This window comes from Pseudomonas sp. YL2 (assembly GCF_023063025.1).
GTDB classification, from domain to species: Bacteria; Pseudomonadota; Gammaproteobacteria; order Pseudomonadales; family Pseudomonadaceae; genus Aquipseudomonas; species Aquipseudomonas putida_A.
This window is the reverse complement of sequence record NZ_JAJSLU010000021.1, coordinates 70,589-91,241: the sequence shown is the minus strand read 5'-3', so window position 1 is coordinate 91,241 and position 20,653 is coordinate 70,589. Positions and strand designations below refer to the sequence as shown.

General features: G+C 61.8%; 21 protein-coding genes. 12 read left to right on the top strand and 9 right to left on the bottom strand.

Going from position 1 to position 20,653, the window contains the following annotated elements; genetic code table 11:
- Positions 1–116: 116 nt before the first annotated feature.
- Positions 117–2,564 (bottom strand): penicillin acylase family protein, encoded by a 2,448-nt coding sequence (locus LVD08_RS24375; RefSeq protein ID WP_247269455.1) that lies wholly within the window; start codon positions 2,562–2,564, stop codon positions 117–119.
- Positions 2,565–2,754: 190 nt separating this feature from the next.
- Here LVD08_RS24375 and LVD08_RS24370 point away from each other — a divergent pair, with 190 nt between their 5' ends.
- Positions 2,755–3,312: a cysteine hydrolase family protein gene (locus tag LVD08_RS24370; RefSeq protein WP_115988081.1), complete on the top strand. Its 558-nt coding sequence runs from the start codon at positions 2,755–2,757 to the stop codon at positions 3,310–3,312.
- A 148-nt stretch (positions 3,313–3,460) separates the two neighbouring features.
- On the opposite strand, the gene LVD08_RS24365 is transcribed toward LVD08_RS24370, so the two are convergent.
- From LVD08_RS24365 to LVD08_RS24350, 4 genes are read right to left on the bottom strand one after another with little or no spacing between them, the layout of a single operon-like run.
- Positions 3,461–3,664 (bottom strand): SEC-C metal-binding domain-containing protein, encoded by a 204-nt coding sequence (locus LVD08_RS24365; RefSeq protein WP_003198420.1) that lies wholly within the window; start codon positions 3,662–3,664, stop codon positions 3,461–3,463.
- A complete protein-coding gene (locus tag LVD08_RS24360) occupies positions 3,661–4,155 on the bottom strand; it encodes an LEA type 2 family protein (protein WP_027614355.1) in 495 nt (164 codons plus the stop codon). Before LVD08_RS24360 ends, LVD08_RS24365 begins: the two co-directional genes overlap by 4 nt.
- A gap of 43 nt (positions 4,156–4,198) precedes the next feature.
- A complete protein-coding gene (locus LVD08_RS24355; RefSeq protein ID WP_247269454.1) occupies positions 4,199–4,675 on the bottom strand; it encodes a YchJ family protein in 477 nt (158 codons plus the stop codon).
- A 4-nt stretch (positions 4,676–4,679) separates the two neighbouring features.
- Positions 4,680–5,177, bottom strand: a complete 498-nt coding sequence (locus LVD08_RS24350) for a DUF6231 family protein (protein WP_027614357.1) — start codon at positions 5,175–5,177, stop codon at positions 4,680–4,682.
- Between the two features lie 197 nt (positions 5,178–5,374).
- Here LVD08_RS24350 and LVD08_RS24345 point away from each other — a divergent pair, with 197 nt between their 5' ends.
- From LVD08_RS24345 to LVD08_RS24330, 4 genes are all read left to right on the top strand, one after another.
- Positions 5,375–6,070 (top strand): OmpA family protein, encoded by a 696-nt coding sequence (locus tag LVD08_RS24345; protein WP_027614358.1) that lies wholly within the window; start codon positions 5,375–5,377, stop codon positions 6,068–6,070.
- Between the two features lie 90 nt (positions 6,071–6,160).
- The gene (locus LVD08_RS24340) at positions 6,161–6,883 is read left to right on the top strand and encodes an OmpA family protein (RefSeq protein ID WP_007961895.1); all 723 of its coding nucleotides are present in this window, start codon (positions 6,161–6,163) and stop codon (positions 6,881–6,883) included.
- A 162-nt stretch (positions 6,884–7,045) separates the two neighbouring features.
- Positions 7,046–7,321 carry a DUF1145 domain-containing protein gene (locus LVD08_RS24335; protein WP_027614360.1) on the top strand — a complete coding sequence of 92 codons (276 nt, stop codon included), beginning with the start codon at positions 7,046–7,048 and terminating at the stop codon, positions 7,319–7,321.
- Positions 7,314–8,072: a collagen-like protein gene (locus LVD08_RS24330; protein WP_027614361.1), complete on the top strand. Its 759-nt coding sequence runs from the start codon at positions 7,314–7,316 to the stop codon at positions 8,070–8,072. The genes LVD08_RS24335 and LVD08_RS24330 overlap by 8 nt, the downstream gene beginning before the upstream one ends.
- A gap of 68 nt (positions 8,073–8,140) precedes the next feature.
- Here LVD08_RS24330 and LVD08_RS24325 read toward each other — a convergent pair whose 3' ends face one another.
- Complete coding sequence (locus LVD08_RS24325) at positions 8,141–8,605, bottom strand: CopD family protein (protein WP_041070611.1); 465 nt, start codon at positions 8,603–8,605, stop codon at positions 8,141–8,143.
- A 99-nt stretch (positions 8,606–8,704) separates the two neighbouring features.
- Between LVD08_RS24325 and dinG the strand changes: the two genes are divergently transcribed.
- The 5 genes from dinG to pdxH all read left to right on the top strand — a co-directional run bounded on the left by dinG (position 8,705) and on the right by pdxH (position 16,705).
- A complete protein-coding gene (dinG, locus tag LVD08_RS24320; protein ID WP_003222341.1) occupies positions 8,705–10,849 on the top strand; it encodes an ATP-dependent DNA helicase DinG in 2,145 nt (714 codons plus the stop codon).
- Positions 10,850–10,943: 94 nt separating this feature from the next.
- The gene (locus LVD08_RS24315; RefSeq protein WP_247269453.1) at positions 10,944–13,436 is read left to right on the top strand and encodes a beta-galactosidase; all 2,493 of its coding nucleotides are present in this window, start codon (positions 10,944–10,946) and stop codon (positions 13,434–13,436) included.
- A 213-nt stretch (positions 13,437–13,649) separates the two neighbouring features.
- Positions 13,650–14,795 (top strand): serine hydrolase domain-containing protein, encoded by a 1,146-nt coding sequence (locus tag LVD08_RS24310; protein ID WP_247269452.1) that lies wholly within the window; start codon positions 13,650–13,652, stop codon positions 14,793–14,795.
- 113 nt (positions 14,796–14,908) lie between these two features.
- A complete protein-coding gene (locus tag LVD08_RS24305) occupies positions 14,909–16,033 on the top strand; it encodes an OmpA family protein (protein WP_247269451.1) in 1,125 nt (374 codons plus the stop codon).
- A 24-nt stretch (positions 16,034–16,057) separates the two neighbouring features.
- Positions 16,058–16,705 (top strand): pyridoxamine 5'-phosphate oxidase, encoded by a 648-nt coding sequence (gene pdxH, locus LVD08_RS24300; protein WP_247269450.1) that lies wholly within the window; start codon positions 16,058–16,060, stop codon positions 16,703–16,705.
- 5 nt (positions 16,706–16,710) lie between these two features.
- Here the strand turns inward: pdxH and LVD08_RS24295 are convergent, their stop codons facing one another.
- Entirely contained in the window at positions 16,711–16,947 is a 237-nt protein-coding gene (locus LVD08_RS24295) for a hypothetical protein (RefSeq protein ID WP_096797521.1), read from the bottom strand.
- A gap of 167 nt (positions 16,948–17,114) precedes the next feature.
- Between LVD08_RS24295 and LVD08_RS24290 the strand changes: the two genes are divergently transcribed.
- Positions 17,115–17,579: a glycine zipper 2TM domain-containing protein gene (locus LVD08_RS24290; RefSeq protein WP_007969461.1), complete on the top strand. Its 465-nt coding sequence runs from the start codon at positions 17,115–17,117 to the stop codon at positions 17,577–17,579.
- A gap of 74 nt (positions 17,580–17,653) precedes the next feature.
- On the opposite strand, the gene LVD08_RS24285 is transcribed toward LVD08_RS24290, so the two are convergent.
- Complete coding sequence (locus tag LVD08_RS24285) at positions 17,654–17,905, bottom strand: pyocin S6 family toxin immunity protein (protein WP_247269449.1); 252 nt, start codon at positions 17,903–17,905, stop codon at positions 17,654–17,656.
- A gap of 11 nt (positions 17,906–17,916) precedes the next feature.
- Positions 17,917–19,110 (bottom strand): S-type pyocin domain-containing protein, encoded by a 1,194-nt coding sequence (locus LVD08_RS24280; protein ID WP_247269448.1) that lies wholly within the window; start codon positions 19,108–19,110, stop codon positions 17,917–17,919.
- A 337-nt stretch (positions 19,111–19,447) separates the two neighbouring features.
- On the opposite strand from LVD08_RS24280, the gene LVD08_RS24275 reads away from it, so the two are divergent.
- A complete protein-coding gene (locus LVD08_RS24275; RefSeq protein WP_431061413.1) occupies positions 19,448–20,542 on the top strand; it encodes a PLP-dependent cysteine synthase family protein in 1,095 nt (364 codons plus the stop codon).
- The last annotated feature ends 111 nt before the right edge of the window (positions 20,543–20,653 follow it).

Genomic DNA, 20,653 nt, shown 5'->3' with positions numbered 1-20,653 from the left:
ATGTGGGAGCGGGCTTGCTCCGGGCGGCGTTCCGACGAATGCAGTGTGTCAGGCAATACAAAATCGCCTGACACGACGCCTTCGCGAGCAAGCCCGCTCCCACAGGGAGATTGCGTTTATTTGCCGGGGGTCAGGGTCAAACGCGTCTTGCCATACACACGGTCAAAGTTCTGCGGCTGCATCGGCAAGCCGATGTACTGACCCTTGAGCCACGCATCGATGCCGTTGAGGTAGCTTGGGCTGGCCGGGTTACCGGACTGGCCGGTGCCGTTCTGCCCCATCAGCGGCTCAGCCTGGCTGAAGTCGACGATGAAACGCATCGACGGCGCACGCGTGGTGTTGAAGTCCTGACCCCAGGCAAACGCCGCGGTATTGAGCGTGGTGTGATCGCCGCCGGCTGCCAGCGGGCCGCGAACGGTCTGGCCATTGGCGTTTTTCCACGTGTAGCTGTGCAGTTTGCCCCACTGCCAGGCCTTGTGATCGCCACCCAACTGACTGTCGCCAGCGTTGATCGCGGCGGCCAGACTGCGCGCCAGAGTCACGGCTTTGTCTTCTTTCTGCGGGGTACGCAAGTCATCCCAGAACGGGCTGTCCTCGCGCCCCAGCAGGTGATCGGCCTGCGCCGCGTAGGACAAGTCGCCATTGGCGATAAAGGCTTTCCACGCCGGGCTCGACTCCGGGCCGAGCTCATCGAGGAAGATCTGCTTCATGCTTTCTTGCAGGAACAGTTCATAGATCGCCGCATCCGCCGAGGTCGGGCTGAGCTTGCCGTCAAACGCCATCAAGCGGGTAAACGCTTCGCGCGCCTTGCTGCGATCGGCTTCCGGCAGGGCGTCGATCGCCTGTTTCAGCGGCTGCTTCATGCCCGGCGCTTCAAACATTTTCTTCAGCTTGGCGGCGAAGGTGGTGGTCTGGTCGTACTGCATGGCAATCACGCTGCGACCGTCCTGTTTGCCACTGTTGGCCAGTTCCGCCAAGCGCTCGCCGCGCTCCGGCGCCGCCCACGAGTTGGACAACTGCATGCCGTAGCCGTGAGGAATGACCCGCTGATTGGCAGTGCCGAGCCAGCCCTGGGTCGGGTCCTGATCGTACGGGTGGAGCATCGGGTCGGCGTAACCGTCCCAGTCGTAGCGACCCTCCCAGCCCGGCGATGGCAGCAGGCCTTCGCCTTCGCGACGGTTGGGGAAACGCCCGGTGACTTGCCAGCCGATGTTGCTGGCGTCGGCGAACACCATGTTCAGGGCGATGGCGCGGATCTCGCGGCTGGCGTCTGACGCACGTTCAACGTTCTGCGCGCGGGTCAGGTCGAAAAATGCGTCCAGCGATTTGTCGTCGGTGAAGCTCGGGGTCTGCAGGGCCAGGCCGAAACCGTTGCCCTGTACGGCCTGAGCACTGTTGAGCAGCGCGCCGTGGCGGGTTTCGTACACCGCTTCGCGAATTGGTCGCTGGCCTTTGACGAAATAGGTTTCGTTGCGCACGCCCAGCGGCTGCCATTTGCCATTGACCTCATAGGTCAGGCTGTTGCCCTGACGGCGGATTTTTTCCAGGAACAGGTCCTGATTGTCGCCGAGCACGCTGGTGGCGCTCCACGCCACTTTGCCGTTGAAACCACCGAGGACCATCGGCAAACCGGCGACGGTGACACCGGCGGCCTGATATTTCGGCGCGCGGATCTGCACGAAAGTCCACAGCGACGGCGCTGCCAGTGGGCCATGGGCATCGCTGGCGAGAATGCTCTTGCCGCTGCGGCTGCGTTGCGGGGCGATGGCCCAGTTGTTCGAGGTGCTGGCGCCGAGCAGATTCACCGCCGCCAGTTGTTGGCTGGCGTTGCTCAGCTCCGTCAGGCCGGGAATCTGCCCGTTGAGCTTGAGGCCTTGCAGCTTGTCAGCCTCGGCCAGTGGCAGGTTTTCATCCGGTGCGGACGGGGTCAGCCAGGCGAGTTTGTCGCTGCTCACGGTTTGCGCCAGCACCAGCGAGGCAATCTCTTCCGGCAGGTTGGCCGACTGGCTGAAGTTCAGCAACGCGAACATCAGTGCCGAATCTTCCGGTTTCCAGTATTCCGGCTTGTAGCCGCTGGAAGCGAGATCACCCGGCAGTTTGTCGGCATAGCGGAACAGGTAGGCGTTGACGCCCCGCGCATAGACTTCGAAGAAACGCTTGAGGCGTGGCGACGAGGCCTTGTACAGCTCGTCGGCGCTTTTCTTCAGGTTGACCGCGCGCATGTAGCGGTCGGCGTCGAGCATCGAGGCGCCGGACATTTCCGCCAGACGGCCCTGGGCCAGCAGGCGCAGGGTGACCATCTGGTTGATGCGGTCGCTGGCGTGCACGTAACCGAGGGTGAACAGTGCGTCGTGGAAGCTGTTGCTTTCGATCAACGGCATGCCCATGGCATTGCGTCGCACCGAAACGTTCTGCGCCAGGCCCTTGAGCGGTTGCACGCCGGAGGTAGGCGGGAGGGTGTCCTGCGCGTTCCAGGTCTGGCAACCGGACAGGCTCAAGACACCGGTCACTGCTGCGGCAACGCCGAACCGGGGAAGAAAATGTGTAAGGGCTGGCGAGGCCATGGCAAAGCTCCTGCGGGGGTGTAGAGGCTGGGGGCGCAATAAAGCCGCTACGTTAGTGAGCAGGAGATGGCCGCGCAAGCGGGGCGAGTGGTTATTTCTTGCCATTGATCGATGATTGTCTGATGGCTTGCTTATTTGCAGGGGTGGGTGATGAAGTGCGGGAATCAAATGACTCTCGTGAGAAGACGCCATGGAGCTGAAGGCCAACGCTGCACTGATCATCATCGACCAGCAACAAGGCATTCTGCAGCCGCGCCTGGGGCGGCGGAATAATCCGCAGGCTGAAGAGCGCATGCTCGATTTACTGAGGGCGTGGCGCAGTAGCGGGCGGCCGGTGATTCATGTGCAGCATCTGTCGCGTGAACCGGATTCGGTGTTCTGGCCCGGGCAGTCAGGGGTGGAATTTCAGCAGCGATTCATGCCGCAGGACGGTGAATGGCTGATCCAGAAACAGGTACCGGATGCGTTTTGTGCCACGGGGCTGGAAGCGCAGCTGCGTGAGGCGGGGATCGGGCAATTGATCATTGTTGGTGTAGCGACCAACAACTCGGTGGAATCCACAGCGCGCACGGCGGGCAATCTGGGGTTTGAGGCGTGGGTGGCGGAGGATGCGTGTTTCACCTTCGACAAGGCCGATTATTTCGGCACACCGCGTTCAGCCGAAGAGGTGCACGGGATGTCGCTGGGGAATTTGCAGGGGGAGTATGCGACGGTGGTCAGTGCGAAGCAGATTCTGGCGGCTGTCTAACCTTTTGGGGGTAATGCTCCCGCCCCTTTGCGGACCACCCCCCCCCCCACAGTCGCCTGCGTCCAGCCGGGGGGAACGCGGTCAACTGTGGGAGGGGGCTTGCTCGCGAAGGCAATGTGTCAGGCGAAGAATATCTTCACCTGAAGCATCAAGCGCCGTGGCACTTCTTGAATTTCTTGCCGTTGCCGCATGGGCAAGGGTCGTTGCGGCCGACGTCTTTCAGGGCGTTGCGCACCGGTTCCTGGTGGGCGTGGCCGCAGTTCGGGCCGTGGACATGGCCATGGTCGTGATCGTGATGATGGTCATGATCGTGGTTGCAGTCAGGGCCATGGACATGAGGTTGCTGAGTCATCGGTTGTGCTCCGGAATTAAATCGGCGGGGATTATCACGCCATTGCGCTCCAGGTGCACGTAGTGGGCGATGAATAAACCGGTTTCCATCTCACCCTGCAATCGATAGGGCACCTGCTGGTGCTGACTTTTCAGCATTTTCACCACGTCCTTGACCCGCGGCCACAGGTTGGTGCGGATCGGTATCCGATAGAACGCGCTGCTTTTCGGCCCTACCGTGATCCAGTGTTCATGCTCGCCTTCGGCCAGCAACAGGTCTGCCAGATGAATGCGATATTCCATGCCGCGCACCGTCAGGTCGCTGTCGTTGGGGTTGTCGATGCGAAAGTGCAGGATGAATTTCTGTTCGAGCAGCTTGGCCCGCACCACCTCGACTTTTACCAGGTGCACGGCGGGGTCGACGCTGTCGTCGCTGAACCATGAGGCGCAACCGCCGAGGTTCAGGATCAGCATCAATAACAAGCCATGCAGTGTGCGACAGTGACCGAGCATCGAAAAAACTCCCTTTGTGCCCCAGTCTAGTCGGCACTTCCCTTTATGCGCCGAAATACCCCGCACAGCACTTCTTGAACTTCTGTCCGCTCGTACACGGGCACGCGTCATTGCGCCCCAGCTTCAACTGCACGGTCGGGTCGATGAAGTACCAGCGCCCGGCGTTCTGCACGAACGAGGAGCGCTCGCGGTGGCTGTGTTCGCCCTGGCTGTCGTGCCAGCGTGCGGTAAAGGTGACGAAGGCATGTTCGGGCTGGCCGCCGAGCACTTCCGAGCTTTCGACCTCAAGGCCGAGCCAGGTGCTCTGCGCGCTCCAGGCGCTGATCGACTGGCGATCCAGACCGGCCTGCTGGGCGGGCAGGGTGGTGGCCACCAGATAATCGATCAGCCCCAGCACGTAGGCGCTGTAGCGCGAACGCATCAGCGCTTCGGCGCAAGGCGCCGGGTGGCCTTCGTGATAGTGGCCGCAGCAGGCCTCCAGCAGGTTGCCGCTGCCGCACGGGCAAATGGCTGTACTCATTGCATTACCACCAGTATTTGCCGAAGTTTTCCGGATTGGCCCAGAATCGCGAGTTGAGCCAGTCGGGGACTTGTTTGTAGTCAAGCAGATCATAGGTGAACAGGGTCAGTACCTGATCGTCACGCTGGAAGCGTTCACTGGCCTGCAGCGCCAGCGAGTAGAAATCGGTTTCCTGCCAGCCGCTGGCCGGCAGATCCGCCAGCACCGCGATGCGACTGGCGTTGAGGTTGCGAATCCCGCCCAGCAGATTCAAGCCGTCACGCTTTGGCAGATGCTCCAGGCAATCGACCACCAGCGCCAGGTCGAAGCGCCGCGCCGCGAGTTCGGCGGGCAATGCACCGGGTGCGGCGTGGGCCACGCAGGTGTCCGGATGTGCCTGCTTGAAAGCGGCGAGCGCCGGAAATTCGCTGGCGCCGATCAGCAGCAGACGCGCCGGGGCATAGCGATCCAGTAAAGCGGCCAGCGCCTGTTGCGGCGTGCGCGAAGAAATGGCGACGTTCATCGAAGCTCCTCAATCAGATCGCCAAGACTAGCGCGCCAGACGGATCCGGCCTAGACCCCGATTTGCCGCGGGCGGCAAAAGTGCCGAATCCCTGTGAACACGGTCCCAAATGCCAGTGGCCTATTGCTGGCGGAGATTAAAACTCCGGTCTTTACTCCGTGAATCGGTTCTAAGCCGATCCCTCAGGAGAAAACCAGATGAGCATAGTTCGGACAGCATTACCTTTGATTCTGCTAACCAGTGTGTTGACTGGTTGCGCAGGTTTGCAGAAAACCGACTGGCCGACCTGTGCGGCGGTCGGTGGTGTAGTCGGTGCCGGCCTCGGGGCGACGGAGAGTTCGTCGTGGGCCGGCTACGGCGCGCTGATTGTCGGTGGTACGGCAGCGGCCTATTGCTGGGTGCACGGTGATGGCGACGAAGACGGCGATGGTGTGCCGGACAGTCGCGACAAGTGCCCGCACACGCCTAAAGGCGTGCAGGTCGATGCTGACGGCTGCCCACCACCTGCCCCTGCGCCAGTGGTAGAAGAGGCGGTTGTGGTCAAGGAAGAAACTATCGTCATTCGCGATGTGCACTTCCAGTTCGACAAAGCCACCCTGACCGGCTCCGACAAACAGGTGCTGGATAAAGTCGCCACGCGCCTGAAACAAGAGTCGTCCACGGCGCAACTGACCGTGACCGGCCACACCGACAGCGTCGGCAGCGATGCCTACAACAAGAAACTGTCGGATCGCCGTGCGCACTCGGTGGTGGAATACCTGATCCAGCAGGGTGTGCCGCGTGCCAGCTTCGTTTCGGTCTCGGGCATGGGTGAAAGCCAGCCAGTGGCGGATAACAAAACCGCTGACGGTCGCGCACAGAACCGTCGTACCGAAATCAAAATCGTCCGCTAGCCCCTCTCGCATCTGCGGCTTGTGCAGTCGCGGATGCGGGTCTTTACTCCTGTGTAACCGGTATGGGCCGGTGACACAGGAGCTTTCACAATGACTGTTTTCTCAAGGTCCGTCTTGCCGGTGCTGCTGCTGGGCAGCCTGCTCACCGGTTGCGCCACTCATAGCGATGGCGATGCCCCCCTCAATCAACGTACGTGGCCGATCTGCAGCCTGATCGGCGGGCTGGTCGGTGGCGGTCTTGGCGCCATTGAAAGTGGCGGCTGGGCCGGTGGCGGTGCGGCGTTGGGGATTCTGACTGGCGGGCTGATCTGTTATGCCCAGGATGGCGATGAAGACGGCGATGGCGTGTTCGACCGCCGCGACCGTTGCCCTGACACCCCGGCCAATACCCCGGTCGATCATCGCGGCTGTCCGCTGCCGCAATATCCGGTCACTGCAAAAGCTCCCGAACCTGCGCCGCAATCGGAAGTCATCACCCTCAGCGATGCCGGTAATGTGCTGTTCGATTTCGACAAGTCGGATCTGACCCCGGCCGCCAAGGCCCAGCTCGATACGCTGATGGACAAATTGCGCAACGCCGACGTGGTCAGCATCAAGGTTATCGGCCATACCGACAGCAAAGGTTCGGACGCCTACAACCAGGCACTGTCGGAACGACGCGCCAGCAGCGTGGCGGCGTACCTGCTGAGTCAGGGCCTGGCGCCGGACAAACTGACCAGTGAAGGGCGCGGCGAGAGCGAGCCGGTGGCTGACAACGCAACGGACGAGGGACGGGCAAAAAACCGTCGGGTGGAGTTGCATATCAATCGCTAGGACTTGTCTGTAGTCCGCAGGCTAGAGCTGCCGGTCGACGATCGTCGTCGAACCGGCAGCGATCCGACGACTGACAAATGTTTTTTCTTTTGCCCCTCTGGCTTATCCCCCGCGTAAGCCGTTACTGTGCGCCCAAAGAATAATTCCGACACGGGGGAGCGTATGAAGGTTTTCTGGGGGCTGGGGCGTTTGCTGACCCTGCTGTTCTGGTGCGTGGTGGTGGTCAATCTGCTGCTGCCGTTTGTGCATCCGCTGCATGCGCTGGTCAATCTGGCCGGTGCCTCGCTGCTGGCGCTGCATGTGCTGGAGTTGCTTTTCTCGCGCCTCAAAGGGCGTCCCAACCCGTGGCGCGACCGTCTGCGCATCCTGCTGTTCGGCGTTTTTCACCTGCAAACCATCCCGGCCCCGGCCGCTCCGGAGGCTTCTTCCCATGCGTAAACTTTGCCTGCTCGCTGCACTCATCAGTCCTCTGGCCTGCGCCCAGGTGGTCAGCGTCGAAACCAATTCCCTGATGCGTTTGCCCAACACCGCCAGCACCTTGCAGCTGGAACGCCTGGAAGTGGCGGACTACGGCACCTTGCTGATTCCTGCCAATGTGACCGAGCTGACCGTCGGTGAATTGCGTCTGGGCCATGAAGCGCGCATTGCGATCGTCCCGAGTGAACAGGCGCTGGACATGAAAGTCATTCGTGCCGAACTGTCCGAAGGCAGCCTGATCACCGCACGCGGCGCGCCGGGCACCTATGAAAAAGCCGCCCGTGCCGGGCGTAATCTGAATTTGCAGTTCAAGGCACTGAACGCGCCAAAACTGTTTGTCGATGCCCGTGGCGGCACCGGCGCACCGGGTTTCGTCGGCCTGGATGGCGGCAACGGCGAAGATCCGGGCTGCACCTGGGGCGCGGCCGGTCATGGTTTTGACGGCAGCAATGGTAGTGACGGCCAGCCGGGTGCACCTGGGGCGCTGGTGCGTCTCGAAGTACCGCGCGAGTTCCCGGCCGAGCTGATCAAGGTCAACGTTGCGGGCGGCGCCGGTGGTCCAGCGGGTGTTGGCGGTAAGGCGGGCAAGGGCGGCCAGTCCAAGGGCTGCCTGGTGTATCGCGCCGATGGCGGCAAGAACGGCAAGGCCGGGGCGGATGGTCAGCCTGGGCCGGTGGGTGCGGCGGGGGCGGTGACTGTGCAGCGCCTCTGAGTAACAGCACTATTTGAGGTGAGGGGATAAATTCCCTCACCACAAAAAAAGTCCAAGTTGTCAGTGGGTCAGAACATCGGCCGCGCCGCCGCAATCGCCACCAGCACCAACCCGACAATCAAATTGATCCCCACTACCCGGCGAATCCGCCCCAGCACCGCCGCACCCACTGGCCATTCCTTGGCTTCAACGGCTTTGCGCAACTCTGGCAGCATCAAACCCTGAATCCGGATAAACAGCGCCGTCATCACCACGTACAGCCCGATCATCACCTGCACGTACTTCGGCGCGGTCTCGAAACCGACCTGCTGTAAATGCAACATGCCCACGCCGCTGATCGGCAGCAGGATCACCGCGACCCAGACCCAGCGGAAAAAACCTTGAAACACTTCCACCCACAAGGTCAGGCGGGCGGGGCCGTCGAGAGCCTTGACCGCCGCCGGGCGCAGGACCATCCAGGCGAAAAACATGCCGCCGACCCAGACCAGGGCGGACAGGACATGCAGCGGATAAACGAGGCTAAAAGGTGTCATTGGGGCACTCCGTTCTGCGCGGGATTAATTAGCGGGGTATGATAGCCGCCATCCGAAACCACTGAAAATTTATCCAGCGTTTTTAGCGCCCGACAATCAATGATCAGCACTGAACTCAAAACCACGATCCAGGGCGCCTATTCGCGTTTTCTTGAAGCCAAGAGCCTCAAGCCGCGTTACGGCCAGCGCCTGATGATCGCTGAAATCGCCAAAGTCCTCGGGGATATCGACACCGACGACGAAGGCCGGCGCAGTGGCGACCCCGCGATTGTCGCGGTGGAAGCCGGCACCGGTACCGGCAAGACCGTGGCCTACAGCCTGGCGGCGATCCCGACGGCGAAGCTGGCCGGCAAGCGCCTGGTGATCGCCACCGCGACCGTGGCTCTGCAAGAGCAGATCGTCTACAAGGACTTGCCCGACCTGATGCGCAACAGCGGGCTGAACTTCAGCTTCGCGCTGGCCAAGGGCCGTGGTCGCTACATGTGCCTGTCCAAGCTCGACATGCTGCTGCAGGAAGGCCACGCGCAAACCGCCACCGCCCAGTTGTTCGAAGAGGAAGGCTTCAAGATCGAGGTCGACGAGGCGAGTCAGAAGCTGTTCACCAGCATGATCGAGAAGCTCGCCGGCAATAAATGGGACGGCGACCGCGACAGCTGGCCCAACGCGCTGGAAGACGCCGACTGGGCGCGCCTGACCACCGATCACAGCCAGTGCACCAACCGTCACTGCCCGAACTTCGGCCAGTGCGCTTTCTACAAGGCGCGCGAAGGCATGGGCAAGGTCGACGTGATCGTCACCAACCACGACATGGTGCTGGCTGACCTCGCTTTGGGCGGCGGCGCGGTACTACCGGATCCGCGTGACACCATTTACGTGTTCGACGAAGGCCATCACCTCCCGGACAAGGCCATCGGCCACTTCGCCCACTACACGCGTCTGCGTTCCACTGCCGACTGGCTGGAAACCACCGCGAAGAACCTCACCAAACTGTTGGCCCAGCATCCGCTGCCGGGCGATCTCGGCAAGCTGATCGAGCAAGTGCCCGAGCTGGCGCGCGAGATCAAGACCCAGCAGCAGTTCATGTTCACCGCGTGCGAGCAGATTGCCGATTTCAAGCCCGGCGAAGACGTCGAAGGTCGCGAGCGGCCACGCCATCGTTTCGTCGGCGGGGTGATTCCCGAGCACATGCGCGAAATGGGCATTGAGCTGAAAAAGGGTTATTCGCGGCTCAACGATCTGTTCACCCGCCTGACCGACCTGCTCAAGGAAGGCATGGACGGCGAGGTCAACATCGGCATCGCCAGCAATCAGGCCGAGGAGTGGTATCCGCTGTTCGGCAGCCTGTTGTCGCGGGCGTCGGGCAACTGGGAATTGTGGACTGCATTTACCGCCGAAGACCCGGAAGACAGCCCGCCGATGGCGCGCTGGCTGACGCTGGCCGAAAGCGGTTCGCTGTTCGACATCGAGGTCAACGCCAGCCCGATTCTCGCCGCAGAAACCCTGCGCCGCAGCCTGTGGAACGTGGCTTACGGCTGCCTGGTGACCTCGGCAACCTTGACGGCACTGGGCACCTTCGACCGTTTCCGCATGCGCGCCGGTCTGCCGAAAAAAGCCGTCACCGCCGTGGTGCCGAGCCCGTTCCATCACGCCGATGCCGGTGTGCTGCGGGTGCCGGATCTGAAGGCCGACCCACGCGACGCCGCGGCTCACACCGCGGCGATCATCCGCGAGTTGCCGGATCTGGTCGAAGGCTCGCGCGGCACGCTGGTGCTGTTCTCCTCGCGCAAACAGATGCAGGACGTGTTCGATGGCCTCGACCGCGACTGGCGCAAGCAAGTGTTCATTCAAGGCAACCTGTCGAAACAGGAAACCCTGAACAAGCACAAGGCGCGGGTCGATGGCGGCGATTCCAGCGTGCTGTTCGGCCTCGCCAGTTTCGCCGAAGGCGTGGATTTGCCGGGTGCCTATTGCGAGCACGTGGTGATCGCCAAGATCCCGTTCTCGGTGCCGGACGATCCGGTCGAGGCGGCGCTGTCGGAGTGGATCGAGGCCCGTGGCGGCAATCCGTTCATGGAAATCTCGGTGCCCGACGCCTCGTTGAAGCTGGTCCAGGCCTGCGGGCGTCTGCTGCGTACCGAAGAAGACCGCGGCACCATCACCTTGCTTGATCGGCGCCTGGTCACCCAGCGCTACGGCAAGGCGATCCTCAATGCGTTGCCTCCTTTCCGTCGTGAAATATCCTGAGACAACGGTGGGCAGTTTTGCCCGCCGCGCTGTCTATCTCTCTGCCATGCTTTTCCATTGGCCTTAGTTGGTCGTTAGGGAGAACTCCGTTCTTATGATTCGCCGTTCGTTGCCTGCCGTATTCGCCTTGATTTTCGCTGCCCCGTTACTGGCGGCGCCTGCGGGTCAGCAGACCCTGTTCAACTTTGTCCGTCCTGCCGACGTGGTGAAAGTCGTCACCGAAAACACTGACCTGCCACAAGCCAACGCCGAGCAAACCCCGGAAGGTGAAGTGCTGCGCCGGGTGACGTTCAACCCGGTGGCTCGCCCGACCCTGCGTCTGACTCCGCAAACCGGCGCCTGGGACTGGTCGCAGTCGGGCATGATGAGCCTGCGTCTGCAAAGCGCAATGAACTGGGCCGTGACGGTCTATGTGCAAATCCAGAGTAACAACGGCCAGACCCTGACCAGCCGCGTCGACCTGCCGGCCGGACCCGCGCAAACCCTTTTGGTGCCGCTGGTGGCGACTTCGCCACTGAGCCAGGGCATGAAGGCCGGGCCGCCGATGCCGATGACTGTCGATGGCCAGCGAATTCTGCTGGCCAGCAGCAGCGGTGAACTGGATCGCAGCCAGGTGGTGTCGGTGAGTCTGTGGATGGATCAGCCGAAAGCCGCGCAGAGCCTGCTGCTCGAGCGATTCGGCGTGCAGGACGGCGATGCTGTGACCCAGGCCGTCTACGGCAATCTGGTGGACGCCTACGGTCAATCGACCCGCAGCAAATGGCCGGAAAAAGTCAGCAACGACGAACAACTGAAATCCGCCGCCGCCAAGGAACAGCAACAGCTGAAAACCTGGCTGACCGAGCGCGAAAAGTCCTCGCTGGACAAGTTCGGTGGCTGGAACAAAGGCCCGGCGTTCAAGGCCAGCGGGTTTTTCCGCACCGAAAAGCGTGACGGTCGCTGGTATCTGGTGACCCCTGAAGGGCATCCGTTCTATTCGCTGGGGGTCAACACCGTCAGCCCGCAGGTCAACCAGACCTACGTGGCCGGGCGCGAGTGGATGTTCGAATCCCTGCCCAAGGCCGACGAGCCGCTCGCCAGCCATTTCGGCGAAGGCGATAACCGTGGCGGCAACGGGGCCGATCAGGGCCGCGGCTATGGCAACGGGCGCTGGTACGACTTCTATGGCGCCAACCTGCAGCGGGTTTACGGCGAGCCCTGCAAACCGGACAGCGATACCAAGGCCGGAATTGCTGAAGCGGCCAAGGCTGGTGCGGTTGAAGAAACCGCAGTAAAAGCTGCCGAGCCTGTGCCAAAGTCAAACGAGGCGAAGGCCGGTGTCGCCGCAGCGGCGAAAACAGACGCCGTAGCAACGACTGCTGAAAAGGCTGCCGATCAACCCGTCGCTGCGCCGTGCAAGGCCACGGTCGATCAGCAGAAGTGGGCCACGCACACCCTTGATCGTCTGCAGGCCTGGGGTTTCAACACCGTCGGCAACTGGAGTGCCGACTCGCTCGCCGACGCCGAGCGGGTGCCGTACACCTTGCCGCTGTCGATCGTCGGCGACTACACCAGCATCAGCACCGGCAGCGACTGGTGGGGCGGCATGCCTGACCCGTTCGACCCGCGTTTCGCCATGGCCACCGAGCGTGCCGTGGCCATTGCTGCCCGCGATCATCGTGATGATCCGTGGCTGATCGGCTACTACGCCGACAACGAACTGGCCTGGGCCGGCCCCGGCGACGACCCGCAGTCGCGCTACGCCCTGGCCTACGGCACATTGAAGATGACCACCGACGTGCCGGCCAAGCGCGCATTCCTCAAGCAACTGCGCGACAAGTACCGCAACCAGGCGGGGCTGTCGAAAGCGTGGGGCATTGATCTGCCGGCGTGGGAATTGATGGAAGACCCGGGTTTCGTGCCACCGATGCCGAATCCGGAGCACCCGGAAATCGAAAACGACTTCAAATACTTCCAGAAAGTGTTCGCCGACACTTACTTCAAAACCATCTCCGATTCGCTGAAGTGGCACGCGCCGAATCAGTTGCTGCTCGGTGGCCGTTTCGCCACCAGCACTCCGGAAGCGGTGGCGTCCTGCGCGCAGTATTGCGACGTGTTGAGTTTCAATATGTACACGCTGAAACCGCAGGACGGCTATGACTTCGCCGCTCTGCGCGCCCTCGACAAACCGGTACTGATCACCGAATTCAACTTCGGCTCCAGTGATCGTGGCCCGTTCTGGGGTGGCGTGACGCAACTGGCGCGGGAAGAAGATCGCGGCCCGGCGTATGCCAACTTCCTCAAACAGGCGTTGAGTGAGCCGTCGATTGTCGGCGTGCACTGGTTCCAGTATCTGGATCAACCGGTGACCGGGCGTCTGCTCGATGGCGAGAACGGGCACTTCGGCCTGGTGGGGATTACCGATCTGCCGTATCAGGGCTTTGTCGAGGCGGTACGCAAGAGCAATTTGCAGGCGATCGATCAGTTGGGCAAGGAGGCTGAGAAAGCGGCCGCCGCCGGTCATGAAGCCGAAGGCGGGCGCAAGGCTGAAGCCGGCAAAGGCCCGGGGGGCGGGCATGCCGGTGGGCACTCGGGCAATGGTCATTAAGGTTCAGACCGCGTCATCGTTCTTCGCGAGCAGGCTCGCTCCCACATCGGATTTGTGAACACCATCGATCCAGTGTGGGAGCGAGCCTGCTCGCGAAGGCGTCAGCCGCCTCACTACAGCATTCAACCGTCCGGCCCGCAGCTGTTCCCAAATCCCTCAAGGGCTGGAACAATGCGGGCCACTTTGTAGAGCGTTTTCGCGGGGGAGTTGCGGGTGCAGATTCAGGGACATTACGAGCTTCAATTCGAAGCGGTGCGCGAGGCTTTCGCGGCACTGTTCGACGATCCCCAGGAACGCGGCGCAGCCCTGTGCATCAAGGTCGGCGGAGAAACCGTCCTCGACCTCTGGTCCGGTACGGCCGACAAGGACGGAACCGAGGCCTGGCACAGCGACACCATCGCCAACCTGTTTTCCTGCACCAAGACCTTTACCGCGGTCGCCGCATTGCAATTGGTGGCCGAAGGCAAACTGCAACTGGATGCACCGGTTGCCCGCTACTGGCCGGAATTCGCTGCCGCCGGTAAAGAATCCGTCACTTTGCGCCAATTGCTCTGCCATCAGGCCGGTCTGCCGGCCCTGCGCGAGTTGCTGGCGCCTGCCGCCCTCTACGAATGGCAGACCATGGTCGACGCCCTTGCGGCCGAAGCGCCGTGGTGGACGCCCGGTACCGGCCATGGCTATGCCGCCATCACCTATGGCTGGCTGGTCGGGGAGTTGCTGCGTCGCGCTGACGGTCGCGGGCCGGGCGAGTCGATCGTCGCCCGTGTCGCCAGGCCGCTGGGGCTGGATTTCCACGTCGGTCTGGCTGACGAAGAGTTCCACCGCGTGGCGCACATCGCTCGGGGCAAGGGCAACGTCGGCGATGCCGCGGCCCAGCGCCTGTTGCAAGTGACCATGCGCGAACCGACCGCCATGACCACTCGCGCCTTCACCAATCCGCCGTCGGTGCTCACCAGCACCAACAAACCGGAATGGCGGCGCATGCAGCAGCCGGCCGCCAATGGGCATGGCAACGCGCGCAGCCTGGCCGGTTTCTACGCCGGTTTGCTCGACGGCAGCCTGCTTGAAAGCGAAATGCTCGAAGAACTGACCCGCGAACACAGCTACGGCGAGGACAAGACCCTGCTGACCCGCACCCGCTTCGGTCTGGGCTGCATGCTCGATCAACCGGACATGGCGAACGCCACCTATGGCCTCGGCCCGCGGGCGTTTGGTCACCCGGGGGCGGGCGGTTCAGTGGGTTTTGCTGATCCTGAGCACGATGTCGCGTTCGGTTTTGTGACAAATACCCTTGGGCCGTACGTCTTGATGGATCCGCGCGCGCAGCAACTGGCGCGGGTACTTGCCACTTGTCTGTAAAGCTTTACATGAGGTTCCAGGGTTGGAACCAGATCCGGTTTTTCGATTCAAAGCGTCAGTTTATCCGGGCAAAAGAGCTCTGATTTTTCATTACTTCACTTTGTGGATTTTCAATGTCATCCAAAAAAACTCTCGCCCTGGCCCTGTGTGTTGCGATCACCGGTTGTGCACAGACTCCTAAAAACGATGCGGACGGCGGTAGCTGGTGGCCGTTCGGGTCCTCCGACAAAGTGGCGGCCAAAGAGCCGGCCCCAGCCCCGGCTCCTGCCGCAGCCCCGGCGCCGCTCAAACCTGCCGCGACCGCACCGGTGGCCAAGACTGAAAGCAGCAGCCACTGGTACTGGCCGTTCGGCGGTTCCGATGATGCGGCGGCCAAAGCCGAGGTGAAACCCGAAGCCAAACCGGCGGTAGTGGCCAAGGCCGATGCCGACACCGGCACGAAGTGGTGGTGGCCGTTCGGCGGCAAGGATCAATCGACTGCCAAAGTGGTGCCGATGCCTGACCCGAAAGTCACCCAAGCCTGGCTGGATGACTACGAGCCACGTCTGCGTGCAGCGATCAAGGACAGCAATCTGCAACTCGAGCGCCGTGACAACGTGCTGGTGGTGATCGCGCCGGTTGAAGGCTCGTTCAACCCGAAGCGTCCAGCGATGCTGCTGCCGGTGACCCTCAGCCCGTTCACCAATGTCGCGAAAATCCTCGAAGCTGACCCGAAAACCGCAGTCCTGGTGCTTGGTCACAGCGACAACACCGGTGCCGCGCCGGCCAACGTCAAACTCAGCCAGGAGCGCGCCCAGTCCGTGGCGGCGATCTTCCGTCTGAGCGGCTTGCAGCGTGATCGCCTGATGCTGCGTGGCATGGGCGGCGATGCCCCGCGTGCGGCCAACGACAGCGCCGAAGGCCGTGCCCTGAACCGTCGCGTCGAACTGCTGGTGACCCCGCAGAACACCATGGTTGCGCTGCTGAGCAAGTACAACATGCCAGCGCCGGCACCGACCACGATGCTTGCGGCACAGGACGTCAAGCCTGCAGCCAAACCGGTAACTCCGGCGCCGGCTGCTTCGAAGGCCGCCGTACCTGCAACCAAAAAGGCTCCAGCGAAGAAAGCCGCCGCCAAGGCACCTGCGAAGAAAGCAGCGACCAAGGCACCGGCAAAAACGCCGGCCAAGAAAACCGCTCCGGCCAAAGCGGCGACCACAGACAAGAAAGTCGCCGCCAGCGATACTTCCAAGCAGTGATCCGCTAACGAAAAGGAATGCGCCATGACCCAGGCTCTGGCAGATATGCGTCGTGATTACACCCGGGACGGACTGACCGAGGCGCAAGCCCCGGGCGAGCCGTTTGCGCTGTTCCACCAATGGTTTGCCGACGCGGTAAAAACCGAACAGGCACCGGTGGAGGCCAACGCCATGACCCTGGCCACGGTCGATGCGGACGGTCGACCGCATTGCCGCATTCTGCTGCTCAAGGGCCTGGACGCGCAGGGCTTCACCTTTTTCACCAACTACGACAGCGCCAAGGGCCAGCATCTGGCGGCGAATCCTTTCGCGGCCATGACATTTTTCTGGCCAACCCTGGAGCGCCAGGTGCGCATCGAAGGGCGGGTGGTCAAGGTCACGCCGCAAGAGTCCGACGCGTATTATCAGGTGCGACCGCTGGGCAGCCGGCTCGGCGCCTGGGCCTCACCGCAGAGCCGGGTGATCAACGGGCGTGACGAGCTGGAACACCTGCTCAAGGCGACTGAACAGCGCTTCAGCGACACCCAGCCCGACTGCCCGGAACACTGGGGCGGTTATCGCCTGCTGCCTGAGCGCATCGAGTTCTGGCAGGGCCGTCCAAGTCGTCTGCACGATCGCCTGAACTACCGTCAGCAGGGCGCCAACTGGATTCTTGAACGTCTGGCGCCCTGAGCAGTCTACCGAGCGGGATAGCCTGCCGCAGCGGCCTCAAGCCACTTCGGCAGGTCCCGACGCTTGATCTTCTGCACGCGGGCATCGGCCAGTCGTTCCAGCATGAAGGCGCGTTTGTCTTCATCCTTGCCCGCCAGCGACAGGGCCAGATCACGATCCATCCAGCGTTTGATCCGCACGTACAGCCACCAATGGAAGTACAGACCGGCGACGGTGGTGACGAAAATGATCAGGTAATCCATGAAAATCCTTGGGTCGGCAGGGCGGATTGAGCGATTTGGCGCTACTGTTGGGTGAGTTTGCAGGTGCCTGTACCGGGCCTGAATAAAATCAAGTTTATCCGGGCTGCGTCGTGACAGGCGTCAAGCAGCGGGGTTTAATGAACACATGTTCTTTTGGAGTTGATGCTATGCGTAAGTCTGTTCTGCTGGTTGCTTCCTTTTCCACGATGGCGATGTTGCTGACCGGCTGCCAGTCGAGCCTGACCGGTGACTCCTACTCCCGTGACGAAGCGCGTCGTGTGCAGACGATTCGCATGGGCACCATCGAATCCCTGCGTCCGGTGAAAATCGAAGGCACCAAGACCCCGATCGGCGGCGCTGCAGGCGCAGTGGTCGGCGGTGTCGGCGGCAGCGCCATCGGTGGCGGCAAAGGCAGCATCGTCGCGGCGGTCATCGGTGCTGTGGCCGGTGGTCTGATCGGTTCCGCGACTGAAGAAGGCCTGACCCGCACCCAGGGCGTGGAAATCACCGTGCGCGAAGACGACGGCAGCATGCGCGCCTACGTGCAACAGGTTCAGGAAAACGAAGTGTTCCGTGTTGGTGAGCGCGTGCGCATCTCCACCGTCGGTGGCACCAGCCGCGTTTCGCACTAAGCGGCAACGAGCGGTAAAGAAAAACCCCGATCAGGTGACTGGTCGGGGTTTTTTGTTTGTTTCAATTCGACTGCTTAGTGCTGGGCACAGGTACCCATAAAATACTCCAGACCCTTTGGGAAGCTGACTTTCAGAAGGGCCTCCAATGCGCTTACTTGATCCCGGCTCAATAACAACTCTCCAGGCTCCAGTTCGTTAAGTGGCTTGGATTCAATGAGCTGTGCAACCTTTTCATTCATTTCGCTACCGTTGATATCCATTTCAAACTGTAGCGAGCTGTCTTGGAATTCGTCAGGGTAAAACCCGGTTATTGAAAGGTAACGCATGTTTTAGTCCCTTAATTTCTAGAGGTTCTTCTATCCGGCTCGGCAGGCCCGGTTTGTTCACCAGTAATATGATTGAACTCACCCAAATGAGTGGTTCCCAGCTTGTCGTATTTTTCTACAGCATTGCTTTTGTAATCCCATTCATAGATCCGACCTTTGCGGTCTACCCAGCGTGCTCGCCGCTTTCCTCCCCCCTGAACCGATGACTTGGACTTCACTCTGACTGCATCAGGAAACGCAGGTAGCGTCTTCGGGTGGTCGTAGTAGGCATGGTCGCGAGCTCGACTGAGCACAATGTAAACCGGCCGAACCCCCGAATCCGCCGGAAACACCAGAATGAAATCCCGATACTCCGGCGGATAAACCGGATTCACCAGAATCCCGTCCGCCGCTTTTGTCGGTGGGTACACCCAGATATGCGGTGCCTGCGGAGCGGCCTCCAGCGCGGGGATGCCGAGGATGTCGGAGCCGTCCACGGCGGGCGTCCAGATCAGTTCGATGCCTTCGCCGAGGTCTGCGACAAAGCGGTTATCACGTGCGGTGAACTGCGCGACATCGACCATTTCCCAGTCGCGATTCTTGCCGGTGTAGAAACCATAACCCTTGAGGCTGCCGTCGGCCCGTTGTTCGACATGTAGGCGCACGCGGGTTCGAGCCTGTCTGAGGGCGAGCAACTGGTCTTCGGTGTAGAGGGCGCTGTCGCCCAGGTTCGATGGCATGAGCAACGCCACCAGCCCGACCAAAGGGGTCACAACGGCGGCGGAAGCGATGGCGGGCAATGCCTTGAACGCCTCACCCGCAAGGGCGAAGGTGCCCAGGCCTGCCGGGATGGCAGTGCCGCTGATTTTCTTGAGTGGAACGCCGCCGCTGTCATCGGCTTCACGGCCGCCGAGCAGGACCAGATCTCCGTAATCTTTCAGGCTGTCGGTCGGCACCATCCCCGAAGGATTCGAGTAATCGATGATCGCGTCCGGCAACTTGCAGGACTTGGCGAACACGCACCCGGCGCGTACGGGATCAGGCTTTTTCGCCGCAACCTCTCGACTGCGCTCGAAAGCCTCCTGCCGCGCCAGCATGGCGTCGTATGCATTTTGTCGGGCTTCGCGCTCGGCCAGTTCAGTGGCCGTCATGTAGCGCCAAGTGACGTGATGGCCGTCGCCCGCCGGTGGGTTGGGGACCCGGGGAATGTCCTTGTTGCGAGCCACTGAGCGTCCTTTCGTTCATCCATCGACAACCCTTCGAAAGGGCTGTGCGACGTTAACGAAGCGGACAAATGCTGGCTGTAGGACGGATCTTTGATTAAGTGCGGATTGTTCGCTATTTGTCAGGCAGGGGGGCGAGCAGGCCGCTTCAGTTCAAAGAACGGGGGGATAGGTTTCTGCGCAATTACTGCAAAAGCCTGATACCCATTTGCCCAGAACCTGGCAGTTGGTGGATGAATTGAGCCTCAGCTGTATCTGTGAGCCTTGCCGGTTTTTTCCTATGCTGGGGGACTGAGCCTGTGACAAGGCTACTCCTGCCCGATTCAACGAGAGCATGACCATGAGCGACAACCGCCAGTGGGCCCGCGAAGCCATCCGCATCATCGAAGCGGACTTCCAGCGCAGCGCCGACACCCATCTGATCCCCTTGCCGCTGCCGGGGTTTGCAGGCATCGAGTTGTATTTCAAGGACGAGTCGAGCCATCCCACCGGCAGCCTCAAGCATCGCCTGGCGCGGTCGTTGTTCCTGTATGCGTTGTGTAACGGCTGGCTCAAACCCGGCGCGCCGGTGATCGAGGCGTCCAGCGGTTCGACGGCGATTTCCGAAGCGTATTTCGCGCGCATGCTCGGTTTGCCGTTCATTGCGGTGATGCCGGCGACCACCTCGAAAGAGAAGATCGCGCAGATCGCTTTCTACGGTGGCCAGAGCCATCTGGTGAAAGATCCGACGCAGATTTACGCCGAATCCGAACGTCTGGCCCGCGAGCATGGCGGCCACTTCATCGACCAGTTCACCTACGCCGAGCGGGCCACCGACTGGCGGGCGAACAACAACATCGCCGAATCGATCTTCCAGCAGATGCGTTTCGAGAAACACCCGGAACCGAGCTGGCTGATTTCCAGCCCCGGCACCGGCGGCACCACCGCGACCCTGGGTCGTTACGTGCGTTACCGCCAGCATTGCACCCGGGTGTTGTGCGCCGACGCCGAGCGCTCGGTGTTCTTCGATTACTACCAGACTGGCGACGCCAGTCTGCGTCTGGACTGCGGTTCGCGGATCGAAGGCATTGGCCGGCCTCGGGTGGAAGCGTCGTTCCTGCCCAAGGTTATCGATGCAATGGTCAAGGTGCCGGACGCCTTGTCGCTGGCGGCCATGCATTATCTGGCGCAGCGTCTGGGACGGCATGTCGGCGGGTCGAGCGGCACCAATCTGATCGGCGCGCTGATGGCGGCGCAACAGATGAAAGCGGCGGGGGAGTCGGGGTCGATCGTGGCGATTTTGTGCGATGGCGGCGAGCGTTATGCCGACACCTATTACGATCAGACGTGGCTCAAGGCGCAGGGCTATGAGCTGGAGGGATTGATTGCGGCGGTGGCGGCGAGTGCCGAGAAAGGTGAGACGCTGCCGACTTCAGTGCTGCGCGCCAATATCTAAAGCCAAACGCGGAAACCAATGTGGGAGAGGGGTTGGTCCCGGGAGCGGGGGGGCCGGCAACCATTGCCGCCGCCGGCCCCCCCCCCTCCCCCGCGAGGCCCCCCCCCCCCG

What these genes read in the sequence shown, in the direction of transcription:
- LVD08_RS24275 (WP_431061413.1), top strand. Translation starts at nt 19,448, where the DNA reads ATGAGCGACAACCGCCAGTGGGCCCGCGAAGCCATCCGCATCATCGAA.
- LVD08_RS24360 (WP_027614355.1), bottom strand. Translation starts at nt 4,155, where the DNA reads ATGCTCGGTCACTGTCGCACACTGCATGGCTTGTTATTGATGCTGATC.
- LVD08_RS24365 (WP_003198420.1), bottom strand. Translation starts at nt 3,664, where the DNA reads ATGACTCAGCAACCTCATGTCCATGGCCCTGACTGCAACCACGATCAT.
- LVD08_RS24340 (WP_007961895.1), top strand. Translation starts at nt 6,161, where the DNA reads ATGACTGTTTTCTCAAGGTCCGTCTTGCCGGTGCTGCTGCTGGGCAGC.
- LVD08_RS24355 (WP_247269454.1), bottom strand. Translation starts at nt 4,675, where the DNA reads ATGAGTACAGCCATTTGCCCGTGCGGCAGCGGCAACCTGCTGGAGGCC.
- LVD08_RS24315 (WP_247269453.1), top strand. Translation starts at nt 10,944, where the DNA reads ATGATTCGCCGTTCGTTGCCTGCCGTATTCGCCTTGATTTTCGCTGCC.
- LVD08_RS24330 (WP_027614361.1), top strand. Translation starts at nt 7,314, where the DNA reads ATGCGTAAACTTTGCCTGCTCGCTGCACTCATCAGTCCTCTGGCCTGC.
- LVD08_RS24305 (WP_247269451.1), top strand. Translation starts at nt 14,909, where the DNA reads ATGTCATCCAAAAAAACTCTCGCCCTGGCCCTGTGTGTTGCGATCACC.
- LVD08_RS24375 (WP_247269455.1), bottom strand. Translation starts at nt 2,564, where the DNA reads ATGGCCTCGCCAGCCCTTACACATTTTCTTCCCCGGTTCGGCGTTGCC.
- LVD08_RS24290 (WP_007969461.1), top strand. Translation starts at nt 17,115, where the DNA reads ATGCGTAAGTCTGTTCTGCTGGTTGCTTCCTTTTCCACGATGGCGATG.
- LVD08_RS24285 (WP_247269449.1), bottom strand. Translation starts at nt 17,905, where the DNA reads ATGCGTTACCTTTCAATAACCGGGTTTTACCCTGACGAATTCCAAGAC.
- dinG (WP_003222341.1), top strand. Translation starts at nt 8,705, where the DNA reads ATGATCAGCACTGAACTCAAAACCACGATCCAGGGCGCCTATTCGCGT.
- LVD08_RS24335 (WP_027614360.1), top strand. Translation starts at nt 7,046, where the DNA reads ATGAAGGTTTTCTGGGGGCTGGGGCGTTTGCTGACCCTGCTGTTCTGG.
- LVD08_RS24370 (WP_115988081.1), top strand. Translation starts at nt 2,755, where the DNA reads ATGGAGCTGAAGGCCAACGCTGCACTGATCATCATCGACCAGCAACAA.
- pdxH (WP_247269450.1), top strand. Translation starts at nt 16,058, where the DNA reads ATGACCCAGGCTCTGGCAGATATGCGTCGTGATTACACCCGGGACGGA.
- LVD08_RS24325 (WP_041070611.1), bottom strand. Translation starts at nt 8,605, where the DNA reads ATGACACCTTTTAGCCTCGTTTATCCGCTGCATGTCCTGTCCGCCCTG.
- LVD08_RS24345 (WP_027614358.1), top strand. Translation starts at nt 5,375, where the DNA reads ATGAGCATAGTTCGGACAGCATTACCTTTGATTCTGCTAACCAGTGTG.
- LVD08_RS24350 (WP_027614357.1), bottom strand. Translation starts at nt 5,177, where the DNA reads ATGAACGTCGCCATTTCTTCGCGCACGCCGCAACAGGCGCTGGCCGCT.
- LVD08_RS24295 (WP_096797521.1), bottom strand. Translation starts at nt 16,947, where the DNA reads ATGGATTACCTGATCATTTTCGTCACCACCGTCGCCGGTCTGTACTTC.